The organism is Fontibacter flavus (assembly GCF_042432905.1).
Lineage (GTDB): Bacteria > Bacteroidota > Bacteroidia > Cytophagales > Cyclobacteriaceae > Fontibacter > Fontibacter flavus.
The window spans coordinates 17,413-32,724 of record NZ_JBHLWI010000008.1; the positions used below are offsets into that span (position 1 = coordinate 17,413).

The window sequence follows — 15,312 nt, forward strand, 5'->3', positions numbered from 1 at the left end:
ACTGGCAGACAAGCCCTCCTGTCTCGGGGGTGGGGAACCCAGGATAAAGCGAACATGGAGCTCGTGTTCCTGCCTAACTGCCCCGTGGAGGTTCGAATCCTTCTCCTACAGCTGGTTATTTTGGGTTTATTGTTAATTGACTAAAGCTGTGAGAGTGTTTTTCACAGCTTTTTTATTTATAGCTCATAAGACTTCACTTTTGATGCTATCAAAGCCGGACGGTAAGCCGCCAAAAAAGTAATGGCAATAACAGCCACGCTTGTCCATAAAAAGTCCGTCCAAATCATTTTTACAGGATAATTTTCAATCACGGATGAGGCTATTCCTAAAGAAATCAAACCAAACTTATCCTGCATCCAAACAAGCACAAATCCAAGTACCAATCCAATAATAGCTCCTGAAAAAGCAATGATTGCACCTTGTTTGATATAAATCTGCTTGATCAGTTTTTGTCTAGCCCCCATAGCAAACAAGATTGCCGTATCCTTTTTCTTCTCAATCGCTATCATGGATAGGGAAAAGAAGATATTGAATGAGGCCACAGCAAGAATAAAACTCAAGGTGATAAACACAAAAAGCTTTTCAATTTTTATCGTGCGCAATAGACCAGCATGTTGCTCATCGGTGTCTTTCACTGTAAAACCTTCCCCCAAATGGGCTCTCAAGCGTCTTTTCACCCTTTGAATACTTTCTCCCTCTTTCACTTTGATCTCAAGGGATGTCCGCCTGTTGCCGTAATTCAGCAGTTTACTTACAAATTCAAGAGGTGCTATGATATAATTATCATCAAACTCTTTATCCACGCTGAAAAATGCTGATGGCTTGATCATATCCCTGCTGTACAATTGATTAGGATCAATGGTACCGGCACTTCTGGGGGCTTTGGGATAAAATACCTGTAGCATTTCAAACTCATTGTCCAGATCGACTGAAAGGAAAAAACCAACACCCCTACCCAAAATAGCCTTAGGCTGCTGCCCTGTCCCCAGCTCAAGATCTCCCCAAACATAACCTTGACCAAATCTGCCATGATCCAGATAATTGGCAGATACTCCTTTTATCCTTGCAAGATGCTGGTAGTCCCTATACTTGAAAAGTGCATTATCCTCTATCACCTCAGTTACAATATCAACTCCTTCCAATGCTTTGATTAAGTCAAGCCATTCCTCCTCTGCCACAAAAGATTTGCCCAAACTAGCCTCCACTTTCAATTCTGCATCAAAAGAAGCATAAAGTGATCTCACCAGATCCTCAAGTCCATTAAAAACAGATAGCACAACTACCAAAGCCATCGTACCTACCGCCACACCAATCATGGAAATCCGTGACAGGACGGTAATGAAATTCCGCTTTTTCTTGCTGCGGAAATAACGGGATGCTATGAAAAAAGAGAGATTCAAACTTTTGCTAAAAATTAATCTTCATTCTCTTCTTCCTCTTCATCTGAATCTTCTGGGATATCCAATGAAGAAATCACTTTGTCCATGTGCTGCGCATAGGTAGCAGAATCATCTATAAACAATGCCAATTCAGGAACAATTCTGACACTTTTACCAATTCTATTTCCCAAATGCTTCCTCAACTCACTTTTTTTATCATTTAATTTTTCAAAAACAGGCCTATCCTGATCGAGCAAAAAACTCAGATAAATTTTTGCAAGTCCAAGATCAGGACTCACGATTACCCTGGAAACTGTCACAAAAGAGCTGCCTAACAAATGTTTAGCCTCTTTTTGGAATATTTCACCTATCTCCTTTTGAATAAGCTTACTGTATTTTTGCTGTCTTTTACTTTCCATATCTCATTTTAATTGGTACAAATTTAGTGAATTAAATGCGTAACCTTTAATTTCGTAGGTCCTGATTCTATAACACTTGAACCCAATACGCAATTGATCAATTTTTTCCGAATAAACGACCCTTTTCGTCTTTTTGCCATATTAGGCCTAATGCTTGTTTTAAGCAGCATCTACCTATTTGTTCTTGAGGTCCCTCTGCTTCAGCCGGAAATGACTTGGATGCTTATCGGTGAGAATATGTCAGAAGGAAAAATCATGTACAAAGACATCCTTGATGATACCGGACCTTTCTCAGCTTGGGTTTATTGGATACTTGTTTTCGTTTTCGGGAAAAACATCTGGATCTTCAAACTATTTGCAGGAGCAATACTTTTCCTGCAGATGGTGTACCTCAACAGTCTTTTTATCAGCTATAAATCTTTCGAAGAGATTACCTACATACCCGCCTTTGTGCTGATGATTTTGGTTCACTTATCCTTTGATATCCTGATACTGTCACCCGCCCTGATGGGAAGTACTTTCATCATTTTTGCTTTAGGACAATTGTTTTCACAGACTGTGCTGCAAAAAGAAGGCAAAGACTCTGTCCTTTTAGTCGGGATATTTGGGGGAATTGCAGCTTGCTTTCATTTTCCCTTGGTATTCTTTCTTCCCTACATGCTATTGGTTGGCATTATCATCAGTGGTTTTTCCTTTACTCAACTCCTTTTATCCATTATAGGGTATTTTCTGCCCATACTTATCTGTAGCGTATATTACTTCTGGCAGGATGCACTTCCGGAATTCATAACAGAATATATTCTGACATCAAGAACACTTGAAATTTACAAACATGTCAGATTTAGAGACCTGATGCTATTATTGGTCACTCCCTTGTTTTTTTCCTTTATGGGATTGTTCACAGGTTCTGTTTTCAAATCACTGACAGTAAACCAGCAAAAACAACTCCAATTGATGCTGATATTCTTGTTTTTCAGTGCATCGGCATTTTTTCTGACCAATAGAATTGCTCCTTATCAATTGGTCATCATGCTTCCTGCCCTGACTTATCTGATATCCATGCTTTTCCTTTCTGTTAAAAAAGGCATGTTTCTCAGGATTACTTCGATCTCATTTTCGCTACTAATCCCCATAATCGGCTACTCTTGGTTGTTTTGGAAAACACAAAACCAAACAATGGATACATATGGAGTCTATTATCAAAACAAACATAAAATCACTGAAGGCAAAACCACCTTGGTTTTAGGAAATGATCTTGCTTACTACCAAAACGCTAAACAGGTGACCCCTTACTTAAACTATCACCTTACAAAAGAACTGCTCACAGATTTTAACAATCTGGAAAATGTAGTCATGGCTTTCAAACATTTTCAGCAATTTTCCCCTCAGGTCATCGTGGATGAAGAAGGGCTCTTTGAAGAGCTACTCGAGCACCTTCCTATCCTGAAGGAACAATACAGAAAATCAGGTAACTATTTTTTATTAGACACCAACAACACAAAGGAATAGCAACCCCTTCAAATTTATATTTTAAGTCCTGATAGACATCAATTCAAAAAAAAAGATGCTGCCTCCTTAGGGTTACAGCATCTTTCCATACGATTAGCAGTTTGAACCAAAATTCAAACAGTCGCCATCAGATCAATTATTAAGTATAGAATTTTAAGAACAGGCTATTTTATTCACCCTATTTTGATGCCTACCTCCTTCGAAATCAGTAGATAAAAAAACAAGCGCCATTTGTTCTGCCAATTCATAGGAAACGAAACGCGCCGGCAAGGCAATGACATTGGCGTTATTGTGCTGCCTGGCTAATGCAGCCAAATCCTCATTCCAACACAAGGCAGCACGTATGCCCTGGTGTTTGTTAGCAGTTATGGCCACCCCATTACCACTGCCACAGATGACAATTCCCTGATCAAACTCTCCTTTCTCTATACCTTCACAAACAGGGTGTACAAAATCAGGATAATCAACGGAGGCATCTGAAAATGGACCAAAATCTTTAACACTATATCCCTCTGACTCTAGTCTTTGGATCAGCTTTTTTTTGTATTCATATCCGGCATGATCTCCGCCGATTGCTATTTTCTTTGCCATGGGTTTTTACTTTTATTGCATTTCTTCCAATTCTCTTTTAGCTCTTTTCTTTTCCAATCTCTTGGCAATCTGAATCCCTGCTTCATAGAGGACCAATATCGGCATGGCTATCAAAATCTGACTGATTACATCAGGAGGCGTAATCACCGCTGCCAAAATCAAAATCACCACAATTGAATGCCTGCGGTATGCCTTAAGCATAGCAGAAGTCACCAATCCTGACATGGACAGAAAATATACCACAACAGGTAATTGGAACATGATCGCAGAAGCCAAGACCAACATCGTCAAAGTACTGACATAAGAAGTAATGTCAAACTCATTCAAAATACTTGGGTCCAACTGGTAGTTGGAGAGAAAATTGATCGAAAGTGGGGCCAGAATATAATAACCAAATGCAGCTCCAGAAAAGAACAGTAAACTCACAAAGAATACCGCTCCCCGGGCCGCTTGTCTTTCTTTGGCATATAAACCTGGACTAATAAACCTCCAGAATTCCCAAAAAACATAGGGAAATGCAGCAATCAATCCAACAACTACCGAAGAAGTCATGTGCATGGAAAATTGCCCCGTCATTTGCCTGCTTTGAATGGTAAACGGTAAACTTTCTATACATAAAGGAGCAATGGACAAAGCATCCGAAATTTTGCAAAGCATGCGATAAGTAAAGAAATCTACCTTGGAGGGACCAAGGATGATCTGACCAAACACAATACTTTTTGCAAGAAAAGCCGCAATGGTAAACACCAAAACAGCCGCAACGGATCTAAGCAAATGCCAACGCAACTGCTCCAAATGATCCAAAAAGGATAATCCCTCTTCTTCCTCTTCTTCTCTATACTGATCTAAAGCCACGCTTTTTGGGAATAATTAATATAGTGGAAACTGGACCATCCAATCATTGACTTCTTTTTTGATTTCAGCCAATACCGTCTCATTATCATGATTGGTAAGTGCTTTATCAATCAGGGATACAATTCGCTTCATATCCTCTTCTTTCAATCCTCTTGTCGTCACAGCAGCAGTGCCAACCCTCATTCCAGAAGTCACAAAAGGAGATCTGGTATCAAATGGAACCATATTCTTGTTGATCGTAATATCTACTTTACCAAGTGTTTCTTCAGCCAGTTTACCGGTAAGGTCCTTGTTGCGAAGGTCGATCAACATCAAATGATTGTCTGTGCCACCTGAAATGATCTGATATCCCAATCCGACAAATGCATTTGCCATCACTGCAGCATTCTTTTTGACTTGAAGGACATATGTCATGTATTCGTCAGACAAAGCTTCCTGGAATGCCACTGCCTTAGCTGCAATGATATGCTCCAACGGACCTCCTTGAGTACCTGGGAAAACTCCTGAATCTAGAAGTGAAGACATTTTTCTTAATTCACCTTTTGGTGTTTTCAGGCCGAATGGATTGTCAAAGTCCTCTCTCATCAAAATCAAACCACCACGAGGTCCCCTCAAGGTCTTGTGGGTAGTAGTCGTCACGATATGACAATATTCCAATGGATCATTCAATAAGCCTCTTGCAATCAAACCTGATGGATGGGAAATATCCGCCAATAATATGGCTCCTACCTGATCAGCGATGTCTCTCAATCGCTCATAATCCCAATCCCTGCTGTATGCAGAAGCCCCACAAATCAACAGTTTTGGTTTAACTTCAAGTGCCTTAACTTCAACTTTATCATAATCAATGACGCCAGTTTCTTCCTCCACACCATAAAAATGCGGTTGGTACAACTTTCCGGAGAAGTTTACAGGTGAACCATGTGTCAGGTGTCCCCCATGTGACAAATCAAATCCAAGGATCGGATCTCCAGGATTTAGACAAGCCAAGAATACTGCTGCATTTGCCTGAGCACCGGAATGTGGCTGAACATTGGCCCAAGTGGCACCGAATAGTTCCTTCGCACGGTCAATCGCTAATTGCTCAATCTGGTCAACTACTTCACAACCTCCATAATATCGCTTGTTGGGAAGACCCTCTGCGTATTTGTTGGTCAATACACTACCTGCCGCCTCCATCACCTGCTTACTGGTGAAGTTTTCTGATGCGATCAATTCTATACCTGTTTTCTGACGATTTTCCTCTTTGGCAATAAGGTCAAAAATGACTTGGTCTCTTTTCATGTGGGATTTTGTATTAAGTGCTCAAAAATAGCTTGATTCAATGGATTATCCAATTGAATATAAAATGTAAATACGGGAAATTCAGATCAATCCAATCTGGGCAAACTCAATTTATACCTGAAAGCAACCATTCTAATGGCAATCACCACAATAGTCGAAATCAAAAGATTATAATCTCTCTCCAATCCTAGGTAATGCAGCACCAAATACAAAATAGCTCCCGCCAGACAGGCAGAGGCATAAATCTCTTTTCTGAACAAAATCGGAATTTCATTGACCAAGGTATCACGGATCACACCGCCCATCACAGCCGTAAACATCCCCATAATTGCAGCCACCTCCGGTCTTACACCCAAACTCAAAGCCTTCTCAACCCCTAATACTGTGAAAAAACCTATTCCTAAAGTATCAAACAAAAACATGGTTTTTCTCAGCTTCAATAAAAACTTCGGGAAAATAAATGCTGCTAAAACACCTGCTAAAATGGCATACAAAAAGAAAATGTCTCCGATCCAAACCAAAGGGTAAGAACCTAAAAACACATCCCTCAAGGTACCTCCACCTATAGCAGTAATGAACCCTGTGAAACCTGCACCGAATAAATCATGCTCCTTGTCCCTTACTGCCAATGCCCCGGATATGGCAAAGACAAAGGTTCCAATCAGTTCTAGAGGGTATTGTAAGTCCATCCTTAAATATTAAAATTCCAAATCACAAAATCCAAATTCAAATGAATACAACTAATAATTTTGACTCAAGAATATTCAATTTTTGAATTTTTGAGTTTGAAACTTGAAATTTGGAGCTTTATTGAAAGCTTTCCTTTAAATACTTAGCCGTATAATTACCTTCTTCTGCCATCATGGATTCAGGCGTGCCTTCGAAGGTTACATGTCCTCCTTTTTCTCCGCCTTCAGGCCCTAAATCAACTACCCAATCTGCTGCTTTGATCACTTCTGTATTGTGTTCGATAATGATGACGGAATGTCCCTGCTCTATCAAGGCATTAATGGAGTGCAACAATTTGCGGATATCATGGAAATGGAGACCGGTAGTAGGCTCATCGAAAATAAACAGAATATGATCCCCAGGCTTAGTGCCGCCTTTGCCCAAGAAGGATGCCAGCTTCACCCTTTGCGCCTCACCGCCTGATAAGGTGTTGGAGGATTGCCCCATGCCCACATAACCCAAACCTACTTCCTGTAAAGGTTGCAACTTATTGATGATGGCCGCCTTACCCTGAAAGAATTCCATTGCTTCATCAATAGTCATGGCGAGGATATCTGAAATGTCTTTATCCTTGTATTTGACATCCAAAATCTCATTTTTGAAACGCTTGCCTTTACAGGACTCACAGGTCAAATGGATATCCGCCATGAACTGCATCTCTACCGTCACCGTACCTTCCCCTTGACAAGCCTCACACCTGCCTCCGTCTACATTGAAGCTGAAAAAAGCAGGTTTATACCCTCTTTGCTTCGCCAAAGGCTGGTCCGAGAACAAGGTCCTGATCGCATCGTATGCCTTCACATAAGTAACAGGATTTGATCTCGATGATTTACCGATGGGGTTTTGATCCACAAACTCTACCTGACTTATTTTCTTGAAATCACCCTCCAACTTGTCAAATTTCCCTGTTTCATCAATTACCGTTCCCAGGTATTTGCCCAAAGCCGGATACAATACTTTTTTGATGAGGGTTGACTTTCCAGATCCACTGACTCCCGTTACCACTGTCAATGTATTCAGCGGAAATTTTACCGTAAGGTTTTTGAGATTGTTTTCCCTAGCTCCCTTCACCAGGATACTGTCCCTCCACTTTCTATTTTGGGTCTTGGTTTGAATCTTCTCCTCCCCTTTCAGGTATTGGGCAGTATAACTTTTACCTTCTGTCAAAAGCTCATCCAGGTTACCCTGGAAAACCAATTCCCCCCCTTTCAGTCCAGCATCCGGTCCAATATCAATAATCTGGTCAGCTGCTTTCATGATCTTTTCCTCATGTTCCACCACGATAACCGTATTGCCCATATCCCTTAGGCTTTTTAATACTTCAATCAGCCTGTCTGTATCCCTAGGGTGCAGACCAATACTCGGCTCATCAAGAATATACATAGACCCCACCAATGCAGAACCCAGTGAAGTGGCAAGTTTAATCCTTTGATATTCTCCTCCTGAAAGTGTAGAAGTCAGCCTGTTGAGTGTCAAATATCCCAAACCCACTTTGTCAATATATTCCAGACGATTCAGAATCTCCTTCAACAGTCGGTTAGCCACCTTACTCTCTGCTTCGGATAATTCAATTTCCTGAAAAAAGGCCAAGGCCTTTTCAATCGGCATCAGTACAATATCCGTAATGGATTTACCGCTCACCTTCACATAGGAAGCGTCTTTCCTCAACCTTGTCCCCTTACAATCAGGACAGGTGGTCCTCCCCCTGAAGCGGGAAAGCATTACCCTATATTGGATTTTATGGGTTTTGGATTCCAAATCTTCAAAAAATGCATTAAGGCCTTTGAAATAAGAGTTTCCTGTCCAGATCAACTCCTTTTCCGCATCACTCAGGTCTTCATATGCTCTATGAATAGGGAAATCAAAATAAATTCCTTTTTTCACCAATGGCTCTAACCACTTTCCTGTACTTTCTCCCCTCCAGGGAGCTATGGCACCTTCGTACACGGACATGCTTTTATCCGGTATCACCAGGTCAGGATCTATCCCCAAGACAGAACCAAAACCCTCACATGTCTTGCATGCTCCATAGGGGTTATTGAAACTGAAGAAGTTGACCGAGGGCAGTTCAAAACTCATCCCGTCCAGTTCGAACCTATCCGAAAAGGTTCGCTTCACTTTATCCGGTATCAAGACGGTACATTCCCCATGCCCTTCAAAAAATGCTGTCTGTACAGAATCTGCGATCCTAAACTGATTGTCCTCATCCTCATGTCTGATCGAGGCCCTATCAATCAATATCTCGTACTCCCCCTTCGGCAAGTCAGACATACTGACCATATCCTCCACAAAATAAGGATCGCCATTGACCAGCACACGGGTAAAACCTTTTTGCAGCAACAAGTCCAGTTCCTGTTTCATAGACCTGCCCTTCGACAAATGAAGCGGACAGGAGACCATCACCTTCTCGCCCTCCTCAAAGGTATGGATGAAATCCACTACATCTGTGACGGTATGGTGCTTCACCTCATCCCCACTGACAGGAGAAATCGTCCTTCCGATCCTACTGAAAAGTAATTTGAGGTAATCATAAATCTCTGTTGTGGTACCTACAGTAGAACGGGGGTTTTTGGTAGTCACTTTTTGCTGAATGGCAATTGCAGGAGAGACCCCCTTGATGTATTCCACATCGGGTTTTTCCATTCTTCCCAAAAATTGTCTGGCGTAGGAACTCAAACTCTCCACATACATCCGCTGTCCTTCTGCAAACAAGGTGTCAAAGGCTAAGGATGACTTCCCCGATCCAGATAGACCTGTGACTACCACAAGCTTGTTTCTGGGGATGGCTACACTTAGGCTTTTGAGGTTATTGACCCTGGCATTTTTGATGATAATATATTCCTTTGGGTCAAGGGTATCGATAGATGGCAATGTAATTTCGTTGGTCAGACTCATAAAGGGCAAAGTTACCCATTCAACCGCTGAATTCGTAATTTGTTGGCAAGATTAAGCTTCAATCTTCCAAATAATGTAGGCATATGCAAAAAAGCGCACAATCCTGAATAAACTGAAAAGCAGATATTTGTTCCTATCCAAACCTCCAGCTCCGGCCAATAAGGAAACCGCAGAAAATGGAACTGGGCTGACAGCAGCCACGACAACAAGGTGCGCTCCATACTTTAAAAATAAGTCCCTGTACTTTGCTATGATTTTATAATCACTCTGCATCACCTGACTTTTGTGGTTAAGCAGGCTTCCAATGGTGTAATTAAAAAGCCCAGCAGCGTATGAAATCACGGATAAAATCCCAACACTAGGGAAATAAGGACCTAAAAACCCTGTTTTCAATGACCAAAGCATAAAGACCTCAGGAGGAATGATGCCAAAAAGGATTTCCGAACCCACATAAACCGACATTACCAGTATCGGATTATTGTAAATTTCTCCAAACCACTCCAGTCTTTCCTGTTCCGAAAAACTTTTCTGGATCAGAAAAAATACCAAAACCAAGATTCCCAAATACAGAAATCCTTTGAGGATATTTTTCAGCAAAAATGCTGCTTTCTCTCGTAATATCTTTTCAAGAGCCATCCCATCTACTTTATTTAAAGATAATTGAGATTTCAATCCTGAACCAATCCCGAGGCATTTAATTTGGTAAAACCTATGCTTCTTGGATAAAGGTCACATAAAGTTATGAGCTAACTCTCTTAGATTTGCAGCATGGAAGAAATCAGACTTGGCCTAAAGGAAAACTGGAAACAGTTTACCCTTCTGGTCATTATCAATGCATTCGTCGGGGGCATGGTAGGTTTGGAGCGAAGTATTCTCCCACAGATTGCCGAAGTGGAGTTTGCCATAGCGGCAAAAACCGCCATCTTATCCTTTATCATAGTTTTCGGGATTGTCAAAGCCATCACCAATTACTTTGCGGGGGCATTTGCCAATAAAATCGGAAGGAAAAACCTCCTGACAATCGGTTGGTTATTTGGATTACCTGTACCATTTATCCTCATGTATGCCCCTAGCTGGGATTGGATTGTCGCTGCCAATGTACTTCTGGGTATCAATCAGGGTCTGGCATGGAGCAGTACTGTGGTGATGAAAATTGACCTGGTCGGTGAAAAACAAAGAGGTTTTGCCATGGGACTGAATGAATTTGCAGGATACCTGGCAGTTGCAATTGTCGCATTCCTGACCGGCTTTATCGCTGCAGAGTATGGCTTGAGACCTTATCCCTTCATATTGGGTATTGCCATGGCTATCTTGGGTTTGCTGGGTTCTATATTTCTGATCAAAGATACCAGGAAACATGTGGCAGCTGAAAACACCATCTCAGCAGTACCCAAATTGGGCAATATATTTTGGGAGACTACCTGGAAACACCCAAACCTGGGCTCGGTAACCCAAGCGGGTTTGATCAATAATCTCAACGATGGTATGGCATGGGGTATTTTCCCCATCCTACTGAGCATAAAAGGATTTGACCTTGCAGAAGTGGGGGTCATCACGGCAATCTACCCGGCAGTTTGGGGCCTCGGACAATTGTTTACCGGGAAAATGGCCGACATCTTCAATAAAAAACACCTCTTGTTCATCGGGATGTTCCTGCAGGCCATTGCCCTGTTTTTATTCCTTTTTGCGGAAAGTATGACACATTATGTAGCGCTTTCGGCTGTTCTAGGTTGGGGAACTGCCATGGTGTATCCAACTTTCTTGGCTACTGTAGCAGAAAATACACATCCACAGGACAGGGCCAACAGTATTGGGGTGTTCCGCTTATGGAGAGATTTGGGTTACGCCATCGGTGCTATCCTGACAGGTATCATTGCGGATAGATTGGGCATTGGTGCTTCCATCATGACTATTGGCGGACTGACCATGATTTCTGCCATCATTATTGCCATCAGAATGAAGTGAGCAAACCCATTCCTAAGTATCTTATTGGGAATGGGTTTTATTCAATTTTTATGGACTTCGTGACGCTTGAAAAAGGTCCATCCAGATCTTTACCATCCCTGCTCATCAATTTGACCTTCAGCAGGTAATCCCCTTTGGGGAGATTGGCTATCCTAACAGGGCTCACCTGTTGTGTTTCATAATGATAACCATTTAGCCTGATGTCCACTTTGAGTTTATCAAGGTCAATATCCCCATTTAACAAAAGAAAATCCACCATTACTTCATCTCCCTCCTTATACAACTGATAGTTGACAGGCATGTTGAGGGCAATGTAAGGCTCAGCCTGATAAGGAAAGGGTCTGGTTTCTCCCACAAGGAAATCTCTATCCACGTAATTTCCGAATTCTTTGAGCGCCAAACCTTCTGCATCCACCAAATAGGCCACGGCCCTATACGCTCCTTCTTTCAATTCTCTCTGAAAAATCGGAGAATTATATCCAACCGGATCCCCCGAATTCAGGATCATTTTCAACTGGGTGCCCACCAATCCTTCCTGAAAAGGAAAGTTCTTGATATTGAATTCAAAGGGTACCTTACCTGGCTTAAATTTCTGATTACCCAATGGGGCAAACATTTCTATCACTGCATCAGGGTAGTCATTTTTTTCTTCATACATGAAAAAACTGATGTTCTCAGTAATGGTCTCTACACTGTCTTTTGGCGCAGTCAGGATGACCATTTCTTCTTTTTTTTCCCGGCGGGATTCACAACTAAAAATCAAAATGCTGCTCAATAAACTCAGTAGAAAATAGTTTTTATTCATGGTTATGCTGGCTAGATGGCTAATTTATTTAAATTTAGATGAAAATGACTTACCTTTCGGGATAAATATTTACCAAATATGACTGAGATTTTATATGATGAAATCCCATCCTTGGATCTGGCAGACTTCACTTCCGGGGATGCAGAGAAGAAGGCGGCATTTGTAAAAAAGCTGGGTGATGCGTATCAAAACATTGGCTTTGTGGCCATCAAAAACCATGGCTTGAGCCAGGAATTGCAGGATAAACTTTATGCTGTGATTAAAAAATATTTTACCCTGCCCGATGAGGTAAAGGCAAAACACGAAAAGCCCGAAATCGGCTTCCAAAGAGGATACACAGGCAAAGGAAAAGAACATGCCAAAGGTAGAAATACTGGTGACCTGAAAGAATTTTACCATGTAGGGCAGGAATTGTCCGATATTCCGGACAGTGATCCGATCAAAGCTGAATACCCCGCCAATGTTTGGCCAGAAGAATTACCCGAATTCGAAGATATTGCCCTGGAGACTTACAGGACCTTGGAAAAAGCCGGTAAAAATATGCTCCGTGCTATTGCCATTCATCTGGGTCTTGAGGAAGAATACTTTGAAGACAAGGTGGCATACGGCAACTCCATCCTGAGACAGATCCATTATTTTCCGATTGAAAATCCTGACGAAGTGCCCGCAGATGCAGTGCGTGCTGCCGAACATGGCGACATCAACCTGATTACTTTATTGATGGGTGCTTCGGCGGATGGTTTGCAGGTTCTGAGAAGGGACGGCAAATGGATTCCGATCACGGCCTTACCGGATCAATTGGTGGTCAATGTGGGAGACATGTTGGAAAGATTGACCAATAAGAAACTGAAATCGACCATTCACAGAGTGGTGAACCCACCTCGTGAACTGATGCATACCAGTAGGTACTCTATTCCATTTTTCATGCACCCAAGGTCAGAAATGGACCTCACATGCCTGGAAAGCTGTATTGATGCCAACAATCCCAAACAATTTGAAGACACGACAGCAGGAGCATTTCTGGAAGAGCGTCTAAAAGAGCTAGGACTTAAAAAATAAGCCTTATGTCGGTACGGAAAGTACGGTATTATCTCTACCTCAAGGATGTATTGCTACTTTCCGTAACGGCCTTTGGAGGTCCTCAGGCTTTTCTTGCCATGGTACTAGACCTTATGGTGAGAAAGCGGGGCTATATCAAAGAGGAAGAATTATGGGAATTGAATGCACTCTGCCAGATACTCCCTGGACCTACCTCGACCCAAACCATTTCAGCCATCGGTTACCGTATAGGTGGACCTAATTTGGCTTACCTCTCACTTTTCGTCTGGATACTGCCTGCAACGGTGCTCATGATCGCCGCTGCTTTTTTGATAGATTTCTTACAGGAAAACACACCGGGCGCTTTGAATTTTGCCAAGTTTATACAGCCCATGGCCATTGGTTTTATCATTTACGCAGCCCAAAAAACCATTTTCAAAATGGTCAAGACACCGGAGGCCACTGTATTGATGATGTTCTCAGCTTTTGTTTCCTTTTTCTACAATTCTCCTTACGTTTTCCCATTATTGCTGGTAGTTGGCGGCATCAGTACTTCCCTTAAATTCAGAGATCAACCCAAAGAGGACGGCGAGAAAAAATTGAATATCTCTTGGGCCAATTTCTTCCTATGGGGAGGAGTTTTGGTGGTGGCTGCAGTCATTGGGGCCATTACCAAGAACCAATCAGTGCTTCTTTTTGAGAATTTCTACCGTAACGGTTCTCTGATATTTGGAGGTGGGCAGGTACTCGTGCCTTACCTGTATACAGAGTTTGTGGAATTCAAAAAATTCCTGAGTTCACAGGAATTTCTGACAGGGTACGGCATTTCACAGGGAATTCCTGGCCCGACTTTCAGTATCAGCTCCTATGTAGGGGCCCTTTCTATGCGAGAATATGGCATTCCGGGATTATTGACGGGAGGTTTTATCGCAGCGGCCGGGATTTTCCTTCCAGGTACCTTTTTGATTTTCTTTGTCATCAAATTTTGGGATCAACTCAAAAAATACCGCCCGGTCAGGGCAGCACTGGAGGGGATCAATGCGGTCAGTTCAGGGATGTTGATTGCGGCAGCCTATATCCTTTTTGAACCTTTGGATGCCAACCTGTTCAATATCCTGGCTATTTTTGGCACGTACCTATTGTTGCAGTTCACTAAACTGAGTTCTCCTGTGATTATCATCATCGGGATCTTGGCAGGGATTGGATACAATTGGATTTTCTAATATTTTTTGTTGAGGGAATTGCCACAAAGACACAAAGTTTTCATTTCACCATCTCTTTGTGCCTCCGTGTCTTCGTGGCAATTTCAAATCCTATCCCATGAAGTAAATGAGGCACTAAAGGAGCAAGACACTAAGTTTTTACTTTCAACTGATTTACATAAAAGGTAAAAATCCACATCGAAAAGTTTTTGCAAATGTTAGTGTCTTTACCGTATTTAGCACTTGATTTTGGAACTTTAGCTCAGTTGGTTTACAGAGCGTCCCGACATAGGTCGGGAAGGTCGTAGGATAGAATGCAAGAATCCCAGACTACCAATAAAACACTACATGGACCTTTAGCTCAGTTGGTTTAGAGCGCTGCCTTGACAGGGCAGAGGTCGTGTGCCTGTCTAACCACAGGTAGATTCGAATCCCCCAAGTTCCACTTTTTTTAGACTACTTGAGACGAGAAGCGAGAGGTTAGACTTGATGATGGCTGTCAGGTGGGTTATAACAGAATTAAGAGATAAGAAGCAAGACTCGTTTTTCGGAGGAGCTGATGATCCTTTTTTAGAGGCGAGAGGCGAGAAGCGAGGGGTTAGGCCCGATTCACTTTGGAAGAACAATCTGGTCTTTTGTCT

The 15,312-nt window shown here is 42.1% G+C and carries 13 protein-coding genes; 4 read left to right on the forward strand and 9 right to left on the reverse strand.

Translation table 11 applies throughout. From position 1 onward, the window contains the following. Positions 1–176: 176 nt before the first annotated feature. Both ACFFIP_RS04200 and rbfA read right to left on the reverse strand, forming a co-directional pair. Positions 177–1,400 carry an ABC transporter permease gene (locus ACFFIP_RS04200; protein ID WP_382386315.1) on the reverse strand — a complete coding sequence of 408 codons (1,224 nt, stop codon included), beginning with the start codon at positions 1,398–1,400 and terminating at the stop codon, positions 177–179. 14 nt (positions 1,401–1,414) lie between these two features. Then, positions 1,415–1,798: a 30S ribosome-binding factor RbfA gene (rbfA, locus tag ACFFIP_RS04205; RefSeq protein WP_382386316.1), complete on the reverse strand. Its 384-nt coding sequence runs from the start codon at positions 1,796–1,798 to the stop codon at positions 1,415–1,417. Between the two features lie 150 nt (positions 1,799–1,948). Here rbfA and ACFFIP_RS04210 point away from each other — a divergent pair, with 150 nt between their 5' ends. Continuing rightward, positions 1,949–3,307 carry a hypothetical protein gene (locus ACFFIP_RS04210; RefSeq protein ID WP_382386317.1) on the forward strand — a complete coding sequence of 453 codons (1,359 nt, stop codon included), beginning with the start codon at positions 1,949–1,951 and terminating at the stop codon, positions 3,305–3,307. A 153-nt stretch (positions 3,308–3,460) separates the two neighbouring features. Here the strand turns inward: ACFFIP_RS04210 and rpiB are convergent, their stop codons facing one another. The 6 genes from rpiB to ACFFIP_RS04240 all read right to left on the reverse strand — a co-directional run bounded on the left by rpiB (position 3,461) and on the right by ACFFIP_RS04240 (position 10,297). After that, on the reverse strand, positions 3,461–3,898 hold the full coding sequence (gene rpiB, locus ACFFIP_RS04215; protein WP_382386318.1) for a ribose 5-phosphate isomerase B: 438 nt from the start codon (positions 3,896–3,898) through the stop codon (positions 3,461–3,463). A gap of 12 nt (positions 3,899–3,910) precedes the next feature. Continuing rightward, a complete protein-coding gene (gene tatC / locus ACFFIP_RS04220; RefSeq protein ID WP_382386319.1) occupies positions 3,911–4,753 on the reverse strand; it encodes a twin-arginine translocase subunit TatC in 843 nt (280 codons plus the stop codon). 15 nt (positions 4,754–4,768) lie between these two features. After that, complete coding sequence (gene glyA, locus ACFFIP_RS04225) at positions 4,769–6,037, reverse strand: serine hydroxymethyltransferase (RefSeq protein ID WP_382386320.1); 1,269 nt, start codon at positions 6,035–6,037, stop codon at positions 4,769–4,771. An 86-nt stretch (positions 6,038–6,123) separates the two neighbouring features. Then, positions 6,124–6,726, reverse strand: coding sequence for a trimeric intracellular cation channel family protein (locus ACFFIP_RS04230; protein ID WP_382386321.1), 603 nt, complete (start codon positions 6,724–6,726; stop codon positions 6,124–6,126). Between the two features lie 118 nt (positions 6,727–6,844). Beyond that, positions 6,845–9,661: an excinuclease ABC subunit UvrA gene (gene uvrA / locus ACFFIP_RS04235; protein WP_382386322.1), complete on the reverse strand. Its 2,817-nt coding sequence runs from the start codon at positions 9,659–9,661 to the stop codon at positions 6,845–6,847. Positions 9,662–9,712: 51 nt separating this feature from the next. Further along, positions 9,713–10,297 (reverse strand): VTT domain-containing protein, encoded by a 585-nt coding sequence (locus tag ACFFIP_RS04240; RefSeq protein ID WP_382386323.1) that lies wholly within the window; start codon positions 10,295–10,297, stop codon positions 9,713–9,715. A 132-nt stretch (positions 10,298–10,429) separates the two neighbouring features. Here ACFFIP_RS04240 and ACFFIP_RS04245 point away from each other — a divergent pair, with 132 nt between their 5' ends. Continuing rightward, entirely contained in the window at positions 10,430–11,626 is a 1,197-nt protein-coding gene (locus ACFFIP_RS04245; RefSeq protein ID WP_382386324.1) for an MFS transporter, read from the forward strand. A gap of 37 nt (positions 11,627–11,663) precedes the next feature. Here the strand turns inward: ACFFIP_RS04245 and ACFFIP_RS04250 are convergent, their stop codons facing one another. Further along, positions 11,664–12,431: a hypothetical protein gene (locus ACFFIP_RS04250; protein WP_382386325.1), complete on the reverse strand. Its 768-nt coding sequence runs from the start codon at positions 12,429–12,431 to the stop codon at positions 11,664–11,666. A gap of 78 nt (positions 12,432–12,509) precedes the next feature. On the opposite strand from ACFFIP_RS04250, the gene ACFFIP_RS04255 reads away from it, so the two are divergent. Then, entirely contained in the window at positions 12,510–13,490 is a 981-nt protein-coding gene (locus ACFFIP_RS04255; RefSeq protein ID WP_382386326.1) for an isopenicillin N synthase family dioxygenase, read from the forward strand. 5 nt (positions 13,491–13,495) lie between these two features. Further along, positions 13,496–14,692, forward strand: coding sequence for a chromate efflux transporter (chrA, locus tag ACFFIP_RS04260; protein WP_382386327.1), 1,197 nt, complete (start codon positions 13,496–13,498; stop codon positions 14,690–14,692). Positions 14,693–15,312: the final 620 nt, after the last annotated feature.

Bases quoted from the DNA above. Each gene is read 5' to 3' on its own strand.
- rbfA (WP_382386316.1), bottom strand. From the start codon at position 1,798: ATGGAAAGTAAAAGACAGCAAAAATACAGTAAGCTTATTCAAAAGGAG.
- ACFFIP_RS04210 (WP_382386317.1), top strand. From the start codon at position 1,949: ATGCTTGTTTTAAGCAGCATCTACCTATTTGTTCTTGAGGTCCCTCTG.
- rpiB (WP_382386318.1), bottom strand. From the start codon at position 3,898: ATGGCAAAGAAAATAGCAATCGGCGGAGATCATGCCGGATATGAATAC.
- glyA (WP_382386320.1), bottom strand. From the start codon at position 6,037: ATGAAAAGAGACCAAGTCATTTTTGACCTTATTGCCAAAGAGGAAAAT.
- ACFFIP_RS04230 (WP_382386321.1), bottom strand. From the start codon at position 6,726: ATGGACTTACAATACCCTCTAGAACTGATTGGAACCTTTGTCTTTGCC.
- uvrA (WP_382386322.1), bottom strand. From the start codon at position 9,661: ATGAGTCTGACCAACGAAATTACATTGCCATCTATCGATACCCTTGAC.
- ACFFIP_RS04240 (WP_382386323.1), bottom strand. From the start codon at position 10,297: ATGGCTCTTGAAAAGATATTACGAGAGAAAGCAGCATTTTTGCTGAAA.
- ACFFIP_RS04245 (WP_382386324.1), top strand. From the start codon at position 10,430: ATGGAAGAAATCAGACTTGGCCTAAAGGAAAACTGGAAACAGTTTACC.
- ACFFIP_RS04250 (WP_382386325.1), bottom strand. From the start codon at position 12,431: ATGAATAAAAACTATTTTCTACTGAGTTTATTGAGCAGCATTTTGATT.
- ACFFIP_RS04255 (WP_382386326.1), top strand. From the start codon at position 12,510: ATGACTGAGATTTTATATGATGAAATCCCATCCTTGGATCTGGCAGAC.
- chrA (WP_382386327.1), top strand. From the start codon at position 13,496: ATGTCGGTACGGAAAGTACGGTATTATCTCTACCTCAAGGATGTATTG.